This window comes from Klebsiella sp. OBRC7 (assembly GCF_000293135.1).
Classification (GTDB): Bacteria; Pseudomonadota; Gammaproteobacteria; order Enterobacterales; family Enterobacteriaceae; genus Klebsiella; species Klebsiella michiganensis.
Window position 1 is genome coordinate 1 of record NZ_ALNJ01000102.1, and the last position, 12,326, is coordinate 12,326.

General features: G+C 56.8%; 13 protein-coding genes, 1 pseudogene and 1 riboswitch. Of the genes and pseudogenes, 4 read left to right on the top strand and 10 right to left on the bottom strand.

What is annotated here, in order from left to right:
- A pseudogene (locus tag HMPREF1144_RS21230) lies at positions 1-468 on the top strand (23S rRNA pseudouridine(2604) synthase RluF); the annotation flags it as partial.
- On the opposite strand, the gene HMPREF1144_RS21235 reads toward HMPREF1144_RS21230, so the two are convergent.
- The 4 genes from HMPREF1144_RS21235 to HMPREF1144_RS31860 form a co-directional block, all read right to left on the bottom strand.
- Positions 465-737, bottom strand: a complete 273-nt coding sequence (locus HMPREF1144_RS21235) for a DUF3811 domain-containing protein (RefSeq protein WP_009653910.1) — start codon at positions 735-737, stop codon at positions 465-467. The pseudogene HMPREF1144_RS21230 and the gene HMPREF1144_RS21235 overlap by 4 nt on opposite strands.
- Positions 738-923: 186 nt before the next feature.
- Positions 924-1,865 (bottom strand): ketopantoate/pantoate/pantothenate transporter PanS, encoded by a 942-nt coding sequence (gene panS / locus HMPREF1144_RS21240; protein ID WP_004097727.1) that lies wholly within the window; start codon positions 1,863-1,865, stop codon positions 924-926.
- 111 nt (positions 1,866-1,976) lie between these two features.
- Positions 1,977-3,557 (bottom strand): RNA repair transcriptional activator RtcR, encoded by a 1,581-nt coding sequence (gene rtcR, locus HMPREF1144_RS21245; RefSeq protein WP_042928205.1) that lies wholly within the window; start codon positions 3,555-3,557, stop codon positions 1,977-1,979.
- A 102-nt stretch (positions 3,558-3,659) separates the two neighbouring features.
- Entirely contained in the window at positions 3,660-3,866 is a 207-nt protein-coding gene (locus HMPREF1144_RS31860) for a hypothetical protein (protein WP_009653907.1), read from the bottom strand.
- A gap of 136 nt (positions 3,867-4,002) precedes the next feature.
- On the opposite strand from HMPREF1144_RS31860, the gene HMPREF1144_RS21250 reads away from it, so the two are divergent.
- Both HMPREF1144_RS21250 and HMPREF1144_RS21255 read left to right on the top strand, forming a co-directional pair.
- The gene (locus tag HMPREF1144_RS21250; RefSeq protein WP_009653912.1) at positions 4,003-5,130 is read left to right on the top strand and encodes a slipin family protein; all 1,128 of its coding nucleotides are present in this window, start codon (positions 4,003-4,005) and stop codon (positions 5,128-5,130) included.
- Between the two features lie 5 nt (positions 5,131-5,135).
- Positions 5,136-5,924 carry a DNA polymerase beta superfamily protein gene (locus tag HMPREF1144_RS21255; protein ID WP_009653908.1) on the top strand — a complete coding sequence of 263 codons (789 nt, stop codon included), beginning with the start codon at positions 5,136-5,138 and terminating at the stop codon, positions 5,922-5,924.
- A gap of 39 nt (positions 5,925-5,963) precedes the next feature.
- On the opposite strand, the gene lysC is transcribed toward HMPREF1144_RS21255, so the two are convergent.
- Complete coding sequence (gene lysC / locus HMPREF1144_RS21260; protein ID WP_004097732.1) at positions 5,964-7,313, bottom strand: lysine-sensitive aspartokinase 3; 1,350 nt, start codon at positions 7,311-7,313, stop codon at positions 5,964-5,966.
- A 180-nt stretch (positions 7,314-7,493) separates the two neighbouring features.
- Positions 7,494-7,727: riboswitch (Lysine riboswitch) on the bottom strand.
- Between the two features lie 352 nt (positions 7,728-8,079).
- On the opposite strand from lysC, the gene pgi reads away from it, so the two are divergent.
- The gene (gene pgi, locus HMPREF1144_RS21270; protein WP_004097737.1) at positions 8,080-9,729 is read left to right on the top strand and encodes a glucose-6-phosphate isomerase; all 1,650 of its coding nucleotides are present in this window, start codon (positions 8,080-8,082) and stop codon (positions 9,727-9,729) included.
- A 45-nt stretch (positions 9,730-9,774) separates the two neighbouring features.
- On the opposite strand, the gene HMPREF1144_RS21275 is transcribed toward pgi, so the two are convergent.
- From HMPREF1144_RS21275 to HMPREF1144_RS21295, 5 genes are all read right to left on the bottom strand, one after another.
- Positions 9,775-10,230, bottom strand: coding sequence for an acyltransferase (locus HMPREF1144_RS21275; RefSeq protein ID WP_009653911.1), 456 nt, complete (start codon positions 10,228-10,230; stop codon positions 9,775-9,777).
- An 8-nt stretch (positions 10,231-10,238) separates the two neighbouring features.
- Positions 10,239-10,748, bottom strand: a complete 510-nt coding sequence (locus HMPREF1144_RS21280; protein ID WP_009653914.1) for a GNAT family N-acetyltransferase — start codon at positions 10,746-10,748, stop codon at positions 10,239-10,241.
- A gap of 115 nt (positions 10,749-10,863) precedes the next feature.
- Positions 10,864-11,241, bottom strand: coding sequence for a Rid family detoxifying hydrolase (locus HMPREF1144_RS21285; protein WP_004097745.1), 378 nt, complete (start codon positions 11,239-11,241; stop codon positions 10,864-10,866).
- Positions 11,242-11,266: 25 nt separating this feature from the next.
- On the bottom strand, positions 11,267-11,587 hold the full coding sequence (locus HMPREF1144_RS21290) for an AzlD domain-containing protein (protein ID WP_004097748.1): 321 nt from the start codon (positions 11,585-11,587) through the stop codon (positions 11,267-11,269).
- Positions 11,580-12,317 carry an AzlC family ABC transporter permease gene (locus tag HMPREF1144_RS21295; RefSeq protein WP_004097750.1) on the bottom strand — a complete coding sequence of 246 codons (738 nt, stop codon included), beginning with the start codon at positions 12,315-12,317 and terminating at the stop codon, positions 11,580-11,582. The genes HMPREF1144_RS21290 and HMPREF1144_RS21295 overlap by 8 nt, the downstream gene beginning before the upstream one ends.
- Positions 12,318-12,326 lie beyond the last annotated feature (9 nt).

Below are 12,326 nucleotides of genomic sequence, written 5' to 3' on the forward strand. Positions count from 1 at the left end.
GAGTATCTGGTCACCGTTGATAAGCTGATAACCGATGAGTTTATCCGCGGCATGGGGGCGGGCGTACCGATTCTCGGCACGGTGACGAAGAAGTGCAAAGTGAAAAAAGAAGCGCCGTTTGTGTTCCGCATTACCCTGGTGCAGGGGCTGAATCGCCAGATCCGCCGGATGTGCGAACACTTTGGCTATGAAGTGACGAAGCTTGAGCGGACGCGGATCATGAACGTCAGCCTGACGGGGATCCCGCTGGGAGAGTGGCGCGATCTGACCGACGATGAGCTGATCGATCTTTTCAAACTGATTGAAAACTCGTCTTCAGAAGCGAAACCGAAGGCAAAAGCGAAGCCGAAAACGGCCGGCATCAAGCGTCCCGTCGTGGCGATTGAAAAAACCAGCGACAAGTCCTCCCGCCCGGCGTCGAACGGCAAACGCTTTACCGCGCCGGGGCGCAAGAAGAAAGGGCGTTAACGTCTGCCGCGCGTCGGCGTATTTGCCGACCAGGAAAACGAGGCCTCTGCGTCCGGTTTATAAGCCTGCTTTTTCTTCAGCTGGCGGGCTTTCTTAGCCTCGGCCTCGCGCAGGGCCATCAGTTTATCGATGTACTCTTTTTTCACGCTATTGGTTTCCGCGTTGGTCAGCGGACGGCCATGGGCGATGCGCGCGCGGTCGAGCAGGGTTTTCAGTTCGCGCTGTTCGCGCTCGGTCATCTCTTTTTGCGTGATACGGGGGAGTGCCATAGTGGTGCCCTCAATTAGCCTGTGGTTTCAGTGTACGGTATTGGGGCTGACGTCTCACGGTAAATTGTTGTGCCTCGCAGAAAATCCCGGAGGCGGTGCTGCGCACCTGTCCGGGCTACAAAACCCGCAAGCTGCACGGACCGTAGCCCGGCTAAGCGCACCGCAAGCCGGGAAAATTACGGGTTGTTAGCTCTCTTTTACCGTTTTACGCGATTTATCAACAATAGGCTTCCCTGACCAGTAACCGGCCAGCAGCGAGCCGGACAGGTTGTGCCAGACCGAGAACAGCGCGCCGGGCAGCGCGGCCAGCGGGCCAAAGTAGATTTTCCCCAGCGCGGCGGCAAGGCCGGAGTTCTGCATTCCCACCTCGATCGCCAGCGTGCGGCAGGTGGACTCGTCAAAGCCAAACAGCCGTCCGCCCCAGTAGCCGCCGAGCAGGCCGATGGTGTTATGCAGGATGATGGCGATAATCACCACAAAGCCTACGGAAGCGATATGCGACGCGGAACCGGCCACCACGGCGCAGATAATCGCCAGAATGCAGACCATCGAAAAGGCCGGCAGGAACGGCTCCACCGCCTTCACCACTTTCGGCAGCAGATGATGTACTACCAGCCCCAGCGCAATCGGGATCACCACGATTTGCAGAATGCTGAGCAGCATCCCCATCACGTCCACCTGAATATGCGCATCCACGTACAGACGCGTCAGCAGCGGGGTGGCGACCACGCCAACCAGTGTGGAAACCGATGAGATGGTGACTGAGAGCGCGACGTCGCCTTTTGCCAGAAAGATCATCACGTTGGATGCCGTACCGCTGGCGACGCTGCCGACCAGCACCATCCCGGCGGAGAGCTCGGGCGGCATGTGAAAAATCAGCGCCAGCAGCCAGGCGGCGAGCGGCATCACCAGGTAGTGGAGAAAAATGCCTGCGGCGACCGGCGCGGGGCGGGAAAGCACGCGCTTAAAATCGTCGACTTTCAGATGCACGCCCATGCCGAACATAATCAGCATCAGCAGCGTCGGGACCCACGGGCCAACGGGGGTAAAAGTGGATGGCGTGTAATAGGCGATAACCGAGAGCAGCAGCGCCCATAATGGGAACAGCCGCGTAAGCGTGGCGAGCATGTTGTTTTCCTTGCACGTAAGTTGTGTTTGCTTGTTATAGACCGGCCGGGATCGAGCCCGGCCATCGCTATTGTTTATCGTGCTAAGACATATTATTCAAACAAATTATGCTCATGTTCCGCTGCGGATAAGCTCCCAGCTGAGTCCGAAGCGCGCTAAATATTTGCGCAAGCGGTCGGCATCGTTAGGGTTGGCCTTTTTTTGCCGGGAGACGGCGAACAGTTCGCGTCCGGCTTCGGAGAGCGAAGCGCTGCGTCGGCAGACCTCCAGCACCGTTTCCAGCTGGCGGCGATCGAACAGATCGATTTCCATTGCAATATCAGGAGAAGATGTCGTGAGCTGCCAGCTCTCTTTCAGCAGCATTATCTCCTCTTCCGCAACGGCCAGCGTAATGCGCCCCTGCTCGGCCAGGGTCGCCATACGCGCCACGGAGGAGCCTAGCTCGCGGAAATTGCCGCGCCATTGCGCCTGCGGCGAGCAGGCAAAGGCCAGATAGCGTTCGCGGGCGTCTTTATCGAAGCGGATCTGCGTCTGCCGCTCGTTGGCCAGTCGCCGTAATTCATACTCCACGTTCGGCGCAATATCTTCCCGCCGCTGCGCCAGGCCGGGGAGGGCAAAGCGCCACATATTGATGCGCGCATAAAGATCTTCGCGAAAGCGCCCCTCCGCCACCCACTGCTGCATATCGCGATGCGTGCCGGCGATTAGCTGGAAGTCGCTGTGCACCTCTTTATCCGAGCCAAACGGGAAAAAGGTTTTTTCTTCGATGGCCTTCAGCAGCATGGCCTGCTCATCCAGCCCCAGCTCGGCGATTTCATCGAGAAACAGCACGCCGCCGTCGGCTTCGCGTAATAGCCCGGCGCGAGGCGTCACCGCGCCGGTAAACGCGCCTTTGACATGTCCAAACAGCGTGGACATGGCGTTATCACCGCGCAGCGTGGCGCAGTTTACCGCCATGAATTTCCCCGCCACCCGATGGCGCGACTGACGAAGCTGAAAAATACGTTTGGCGAGGACGGACTTCCCGGCGCCCGTTGGGCCGGTCAGCAGGATCGGATCGGTCGATCGGATCGCCACGCGCTCAATACGATCGATAAGCGCGTTGAACGTCGCATTACGCGTCTCGATACCCGCCTTCAGGAAGGAGACGGACTGCTGCTGCTCGCGCTGAAAGCGGCTGGTGAGCGCGGCGTAGCGGCTTAAGTCCAGATCGATCACCGAGTAAATACCGGCGGCGACGGCGTCATCCGCTGCGCCTTTCGGCGCAGGGCTGGTCTGCAGCAGGCTGGCGGGGAGATAGCGCGCTTCGGTCAGCAGGAACCAGCAGATCTGCGCCACGTGGGTCCCGGTGGTGATATGCACCAGATACTCTTCGTTTTCGGTATCAAAGCGATAGCGGTTGGCGAAGTCGAGAAACGCTGCGTAGACCTCTTCAAAATCCCACGGATCGTTTATCTCAATCGTATGCGGGCGCACTTCGGTATGCGGCGAAAGCTGGGCGACATCGTCAATCAGCTTTTGCGCCATATTTTCATCACGCGGCTGGTGGAGAAGCTCCAGCCTGTCGACAGGAAAATCGGCCTGCTGGCATAGCCCAACGGTAGGCCGCCATTTTTTAAAGCGATTCGCCCGCTTGCCGCGTTTGTCCAGAACCGTTCCGAGGACGCCAATGACCACTCGCCGCTTTTTCATGTTTATCCCAAAAGATAAGTTTCGATATTTAAAGATAAAAAAACCTGCTGCCGGCGGCAAGCGTTACCGTTTGAATTAAAAATAAAAGCGTTATTAATCAATTTATTGAAAAATAACTCTCGCATTTTTTATTGTTGGCACGCAACTGGCAATACCCCTTTCGTCACGACGCTGAAAACGCAGGGGGTTAAACCCCGCCGGCACGCCAGGAACGGTACAGGCCGTTTTTCGGGCGCGTTCCGTCAGCCGATGACCACCAATGGGTTCGATTCCCGATTTCATCTCCAATGAAAACTGGTCGTTAATCATAGAAATAACGCGGGGTAATGCGCAGTCAGCACGCCCCACAGCAGGCCGCCGGTAAAGGCGCCGTGCCGCAGGCAAAAGGGAGTTCCCCTGCGGCTTCGCCCCTGCACCCGCGCCTGATTTTGCTAAGGAACGAAAAATGACGAAGAAAATCACGATACGTAAAGGTCAGCTTGGCCTTTTATCCCGTCAGGGTGACTACTATCAGGTTCTGGAAGCGGGCGAGCATCGCCTGCCGTGGTTCAACGTCCCCGAAGTGCTGATCGTTAACCGGGACGGCAGCGAAGTGCCGGAGGCGCTGGCGGAGTATTTACGACGCTTTCAGCCGGAATGGATTGAACGCTACTGCCTGGCGGCGGATTTGACGGATGTCGAGGCCGGGGCGCTGTATGCCAACGGTGTGCTGCAGGAAATTTTACCGCCTTCGACGCGCCGACTGTACTGGTCGGCCGGTGATGAAATTCAGCTGCTACGTATCGATACCCGGCAGGTTGCGGTTCCGGCTGACATCATGAATGCGGTGCTGCAGCCGCGACGTCACGGGGCGGTAAAAGGCCGCGAAGCGATCCTCACCGTATCGGTGCCGGCGTGGCACGTCGGGGTGCTGAAAATCGACGGTGAGACGCAAGCGCTGCTGCAGCCTGGCCTGAGCGCGTACTGGAAGGTCAATCACCTGGTGGAAGCGGAAGTGGTCGATACCCGCCTGCAGGTGCTGGAGGTTGGCGGCCAGGAGATTTTGACCAAAGATAAAGTGAACCTGCGTTTAAATCTGGCGGCGAACTGGCGCTACAGCGATGTGCTGCAGGCGTTTGGACAGCTGACGAAGCCGCTGGACCATCTGTATCGCGAGCTGCAGTTTGCGCTGCGTGAAGCCGTCGGAACGCGATCGCTGGATGAGCTGCTGGAAGATAAGAAAATCATTGATGAGGTGGTGAGCGCGCAGGTCACCGAGCGCATGGCGGCATTTGGTATCGACGTCGCGTCGCTGGGCGTGAAGGATATTGTGCTGCCCGGCGACATGAAAGCCATTTTGTCGCAGCTGGTGGAGGCGGAGAAATCGGCGCAGGCGAACGTGATCCGCCGGCGTGAAGAGACCGCGGCGACGCGCTCGCTGCTCAACACCGCGAAGGTGATGGAGAACAACCCGGTGGCGCTGCGCTTAAAAGAGCTGGAAACGCTGGAAAGAGTGGCGGAGCGTATCGATAAAATCTCGGTCTTTGGCGGTCTGGACCAGGTGCTGCATGGCCTGGTGAATCTAAAAGGATAATGAAAATGACGTATCACGGTGTGAACGCCGCCATGCGCCATAAGGTGCAGCGGCAGTTAAACGACGTGGAGCGGCGCTACGGCGTCAGGGTGCTCTACGCCTGCGAGTCCGGCAGCCGGGGCTGGGGCTTTGCCTCGCCGGACAGCGATTATGATGTGCGGTTTCTCTACGTTCATTCGCTGGAGTGGTATCTGCGGGTGGACGCGCCGCGCGATGTTATCGAGCTGCCCATCGACGATGAGCTGGACGTCTGCGGCTGGGAGTGGCGCAAGGCGCTGGGTCTGTTGAAAGGGGCGAACCCGACGCTGATCGAATGGCTGGATTCACCGGTGGTGTATCGGCAGGATGATGCGACGGTTCAGGCGCTTAAAAAACTCATCCCGCATTGGTTTTCTCCGCTTCGCGCCCGCTGGCATTACTACTCGATGGCCAGGAAAAATTTTCGCGGCTATCTGCAAGGCGAACAGGTGCGGCTGAAAAAGTACTTTTACGTATTGCGCCCGCTGCTGGCCGTCCGCTGGGTTGAGGCGGGAAAAGGCGTGCCGCCGATGCGCTTTGATGAACTGCTGGCGGGAAGCGAGCTGGAAGCGGGTCTACGTGCGGAAATAGATGAGCTGCTGGAACGTAAACAGCGCGCGGGAGAGGCGGAAAACGGCCCGCGTCGACCGCTGCTGCATGCGTTTATTCAGTCCGAGCTGCTCAGAGGCGCAATCCCGCCAGCGCTGCCTGAGAGCCGGAGCGGTGATGTCAGGGAGTTGGACAGATTGCTGATGACCACGGTGATGGGAAACTAAAATTGGCCCGGCAGAAATGGCGGGCCAATTTATTCGCTATTACTCGAACAGATTATGATGCAGCTTCTGCACCACTTTTTCGGCATCCGCACCCGGGACCAGGAAGCACAGGTTATGGCTGGATGCGCCGTAGCAAATCATACGAATATTAAACGGGTCCAGTACGCCAAACACCTCTTTACCGACGCCGCACGCCTTCGACAGTTCATTACCAATGATGGCGACCAGCGCCAGATCCTGCTCGACCTCAACGCGGCACAGAGAGGAAAGTTCGGTCAACAGTCCCTGGGTGAGCAGGGTATCGCCAGCCGACGTCGAACCGGTGGTATCCATGGTCAGCGCCACGCTCACTTCCGACGTGGTGATCAGATCGACGGAGATACTGTGGCGGGCCAGAATACTGAATACCTCGGCCAGAAAACCGCGTGAGTGCAGCATATTCAGGCTGTGCAGGGTTAGCAGCGTCTGCTTGCGGCGCAGCGCCAGCGCGCGGAACAGCGGCGGGTTTTCGGTGTTTTTGCACACCAGCGTGCCGCCGGCTTTCGGCTCTTTGCTGGAGCCGACGAACACCGGAATATCGCTGCGCACGGCGGGGAGCAGGGTAGCCGGATGCAGGACCTTCGCGCCAAAGGTCGCCATTTCCGCCGCTTCTTCAAAAGCGATAACGTCAATGCGTTTGGCCGCCGGGGCGACGCGCGGGTCGGTGGTATAGATACCCGGAACATCGGTCCAGATGTCGACGCGGGTGGCGTTTAGCGCTTCGCCGAGTAGCGCGGCGGTATAGTCGCTGCCGCCGCGGCCAAGCGTGGTGGTGCGGCCTTTGGCTTCGCTGCCAATAAAGCCCTGGGTGATCACCACGCCTTCCGCAAGACGCGGGGCCAGCAGCTGCTGGGTTAATTCAGATAAGGCGGCAATATCCGGTTCCGCGCGGCCAAAGCGGTCGTTGGTGCGCATAATTTTGCGCACGTCGAACCACTGGGCGGCGATGCCGCGCTCGCGCAGGATCTCGACAAACAGCAGAGTAGACATCAGTTCGCCGTGGCTGACCAGTTCGTCGGTTAACGCGGTTGAACTGGCCAGGGAGGCGGCTTCCGCCAGGGTGGTGATGTTTTCCAGCAGGCGCTCAATTTCATCGCGAATAACGTTGGGATAGCGCAGACGCTCCAGAATATTGAACTGGATTTGACGCATGGCATCGAGCTTCGCGAAACGTTCGCCGGGTTCCAGCCCTTCTGCTAAGGCGACCAGCAGGTTGGTCACCCCCGCTGAGGCGGAAAGCACCACCACGCGGGTATTGGCGTCCAGCAGCGCGACGTCCACGCTGCGGTTCATGGCATCAAAATCGGCAACGCTGGTGCCGCCGAACTTGGCTACAACTAAGTCTGTCATAACAACCTCGTGTCAGGGGGCCTGACTTATTAAAACGATTCCAGAAAACCAATCCTGGTGGGGCTGGACGCAACCGGATTGCAATAAAATGTCTTAATAAGCCAGGCCAAATTATTCAGCCATGGCACAAGGGAAGAGCGAAAAACAGGGTGGGCGCAGAGCGATAAACAAACTACGATGTCACCCAGAAGTGCTCCACCTTGTAGACCCGCTTGCCGATGCTGTGCATCAGACGGCGAGTATGAAACGCCCGACTGCGAACGTTTCTGGTGACAACCCAGGGGATTCAGCCCCTGTGGCCGGTGATGAGCGTAACCAGACGCTTATTCACCTCGGCGTTGCTCCCCCTCACGTATTTTCCCCGGACTGGCTCCTCCAATACGGTTACCTGGGCAACGCACCTCTTCTGGCAATTACCGACGTCTTTCACTTTGCCTGGGGGACGCGGGACATTATACCCCCCTGCAATACCCTTTCGCTGTAGCGTGAAATGCGCGATCCATACATACCTACGTATATGTAGGCACTGCCGTTATATAAAGGCTTCAGGCGAAGTATGTCAACGTCAGGGTTATGCGGATTTTTCATGCGCGGGTCGCTGACAGAAAAAAGCCTTATGATGTCTATACTATGAGGGGCGATTTACGCCAAATTGGCTCTAATCCTGACGCGTATCATCGGCATAACACAAAAATCATCACAATTTTTCGTCACCGGCGCTACAATCGACCGCAGTCACAATTCTCAAATCAGAAGAGTATTGCTAATGAAAAACATCAACCCAACGCAGACCTCTGCCTGGCAGGCATTACAGAAACACTTTGATGAAATGAAAGACGTTACCATCGCGGATCTGTTCGCGAAGGATAGCGATCGTTTCTCTAAATTCTCCGCCACGTTCGACGATCTGATGCTGGTGGATTTTTCCAAAAACCGCATCACCGAAGAGACGCTGGCAAAACTGCAGGACCTGGCCAAAGAGACCTTCCTGGCAGACGCCATTAAATCCATGTTCTCCGGCGAGAAGATTAACCGTACGGAAGACCGCGCGGTGCTGCACGTTGCGCTGCGTAACCGCAGCAATACTCCGATTCTGGTTGATGGCAAAGACGTGATGCCGGAAGTGAACGCCGTGCTTGAGAAGATGAAAACCTTCTCTGAAGCCATTATCTCCGGCAGCTGGAAAGGCTACACCGGTAAAGCGATTACCGACGTCGTTAACATCGGTATCGGCGGCTCCGATCTGGGTCCGTTCATGGTGACCGAAGCGCTGCGCCCGTACAAAAATCACCTGAATATGCATTTTGTTTCTAACGTCGATGGTACCCACATCGCCGAAGTGCTGAAAACGGTGAACCCGGAAACTACCCTGTTCCTGGTCGCGTCGAAAACCTTTACCACTCAGGAAACCATGACCAACGCCCACAGCGCGCGCGACTGGTTCCTGGCGACCGCCGGCGATGAGAAGCACGTCGCGAAACACTTCGCCGCACTCTCGACCAACGGTAAAGCGGTTGGCGAGTTCGGTATTGATACCGCCAATATGTTTGAGTTCTGGGACTGGGTTGGCGGCCGTTACTCTCTGTGGTCAGCCATCGGCCTGTCCATCATCCTGTCCGTAGGCTTCGACAACTTTGTTGAGCTGCTCTCCGGCGCGCACGCGATGGACAAACACTTCTCCACCACGCCGGCTGAGAAAAACCTGCCGGTGCTGCTGGCGCTGATCGGTATCTGGTACAACAACTTCTTCGGCGCTGAAACCGAAGCGATTCTGCCGTACGACCAGTATATGCACCGTTTTGCCGCCTACTTCCAGCAGGGCAACATGGAATCCAACGGTAAATACGTTGACCGTAACGGCAACGCCGTGGATTACCAGACTGGCCCAATCATCTGGGGCGAGCCGGGTACCAACGGTCAGCACGCGTTCTACCAGCTGATTCACCAGGGGACCAAAATGGTGCCTTGCGACTTTATCGCGCCGGCGATTACGCATAACCCGCTGTCCGATCACCATCCGAAGCTGCTGTCTAACTTCTTTGCGCAGACCGAAGCGCTGGCGTTTGGTAAATCCCGCGAAGTGGTTGAGCAGGAATATCGCGATCAGGGTAAAGATCCGGCGACCCTGGAACACGTGGTGCCGTTCAAAGTGTTTGAAGGCAACCGCCCCACCAACTCCATCCTGCTGCGTGAAATTACGCCGTTCAGCCTGGGCGCGCTGATTGCCCTGTATGAGCACAAAATCTTCACCCAGGGCGTGATTATGAACATCTTCACCTTCGACCAGTGGGGCGTTGAGCTGGGCAAACAGCTGGCTAACCGCATCCTGCCGGAGCTGAAAGATGGTTCCGAAGTGAGCAGCCACGACAGCTCCACTAACGGCCTGATTAACCGCTATAAATCCTGGCGCGCATAATCGCTAAAACGTTCGCAATGCCGGCCCATGTGGCCGGCATTTTTGTTATAGCCGCCGCAGCAGCTTTGCCGGGTTCCCGGCCCACACGCCTTTCTCCGTAATGGATTTGGTCACCACGCTACCCGCGCCAATCACGACTCCATCGCAGATGCTGACCGCCAGAATGGTTGCGCCGCTGCCGATAGACACATCGTTGCCAATCACAATTCTTCCCCAGCTATCGCGGTCGGCGTTGGGTTTTCCCTCGCGGAACATATCGTTGGCGAACATCACGCCGTGGCCGATAAAACAGCGCTCGCCGATGGTCACGTACTCGCAGATAAAGGTGTGGGACTGAATTTTGCTGTCGTTGCCGATACGGGTATGGCCCTGAATCTCCACAAACGGCCCGACGAAGACGTTATCGCCAAGCGTGCAGTCGTAGAGGTTGGCGGGCTGGTAAATCACCACGTTTTCGCCGCTGGCGACGTTGCGAATGGCGGTTTCACGAAGGGTATGCATGCTGCCTCTCAGATTGGTTTAGCCAGAATATGGAGTGTGCTTTCCTGGGTTGCAGAATGAAATGCCACATCCTTCACGTGCTGCATCCCCTGACGTTCATAAAAACGGCGGGCACCGGTATTCGCGGCGAGCACTTCAAGCCATAGCCAGTTTTCACCGGCCTCTTTCGCTCGCTTCTCGACGGCGCGAAAAATCTGCTCGCCGTAGCGATGCCCGGTGGTGTCAGGCAGCAGATAGAGCTTATGCAGCAGCGTGCCGGCTGGACCCCCGGGATCACTATTCTGACCACAAGCGTATTTGGCAAAGCCGACAGGACGCGCGGCTTCCGCAATCAACCAGCAGCACTGCGGATCGGCCAGGCTGTGCGCCAGCGCGGCCATGGAATACTCTTGCTGGAGGTAGCGCTCCATTTCATCGGCGTTGTGCCAGAGGTGGGCAAAGTGGTGGCGGTAGCTGACGTTGGCCATCTGGTTGAGTAAAGCCGCATCTTCCGGACGTGCAAGACGAATCTTTAGCATTCTGCGTTCCTCGCAAAGAAGTGGCGATATTTTGCCCGTAAAGTTCGCTGCGGGTAAACCTCAAAAGTGGGGGGGGGGGATAAGAAGTGGCCGGAGGATGGCCTCCGGCCGGGGATCAGGCGACGGCTATGGCCTCGATCTCAATGCCCGCATCTTTAGGCAGTCTGGCGACTTCAACGCAGGAACGGGCCGGAAAGGCCGCGTTGTGTTCGGTGAAGAACGCTTCATACACCGCGTTGATGGTGGCAAAGTCATTCAGATCCTTGACGAAGACCATCGTCTTAACAATGTTTTTCACCTGCAAACCCGCCGCTTCAACGATAGCCTTAACGTTATCCAGCGACTGTCGCGTCTGCTGAGCGATGTCGTCAGACATGGTGCCGTCCTGCGGATTGACCGGGAGCTGCCCTGAGGTCATCGTCATGGTACCCAGGTTTACTCCCTGAACATACGGGCCAATGGCGGCAGGCGCAGCGGCGGTGGTAATTATCATTCTGTTGATTCCTTCTGATAGGTGATTACATGAAATAGTTGAGCAAAACCAGTGAACCGACGCCGCTGACGACGACCCAGACCAGGCCCAGGCGGAAGCTGGCGAGCGTGCAGATAATCGCGGCGATCACCTTCGGGTTTTTCAAATCGAACTCCATGCTGGAGTTTACGCTCAGGATCTGAATCGTGATGATGGCCGGCAGCACGGTCACCGGCACAAAACGCAGCGTTTTGCTGACCCGGCTCGACATCTGAATCTTCCCGGCGAGGCCAATGAACGAGAAGCGAATAAGAAAGGTCACGGCGGCCATACCCAGCGTCAGGGCGATAAAAAAGCTATTACTCATTTTCCAGCGCTCCTTCGAGAGAGAGTTTGTCAGCGGCCTGCGCCTGTTTACGCTCTTCGGCGAGATCGACGCTCAGGCCCGCCATTACGCCCAGCACGGATGCGACGACGATACCTAACGAGTAGGGCAGTACGACCAAAAGTACCCCGGATACGGCAGCAACAACCGCGGCGACGGTACAGGCCTGGCTTTTGATTTGTGGGACCACGATGGCGATAAATGCGGCGACCATCGCGAAGTCCAGACCATATTTTTCAATGTGCGGAAAGGACGCGCCAACCAGAGCGCCAAGGAAATCTGCCAGTACCCAGGCGAACCAAAACGTCAGCATTGCTGAAAAATAGAAAAGATATTTATCTTTTTTATTCTCCTCCATCTCTTTCACCGTCGTGGCGTACACTTCATCGGTCAGGGCATACGCCATAAAGCATTTTTTAAAGAAGGAGGCTTCGCGTACCGTACTGGAAATAGAGGCGCTATAAAGCACATGGCGAAGATTAATTATCAGCGTGGTGAATATAATCACCCCAAGGCTCGCTCCGGTTTTTAGCATATTTAACGCCAGCATTTGTGCCGAACCGGCGATGACAATCGTCGACCATGCCGTACTTTGCCAGATACTCATCCCGGCGCTAACGCTTAGCGCGCCAACAATAAATGAAAACGGAAAGTCGCCGATGCACAGGGGAAGTATGGCGCTCATACCCCGTAGAATAACTTTTTTGTTCATAAGCAATAC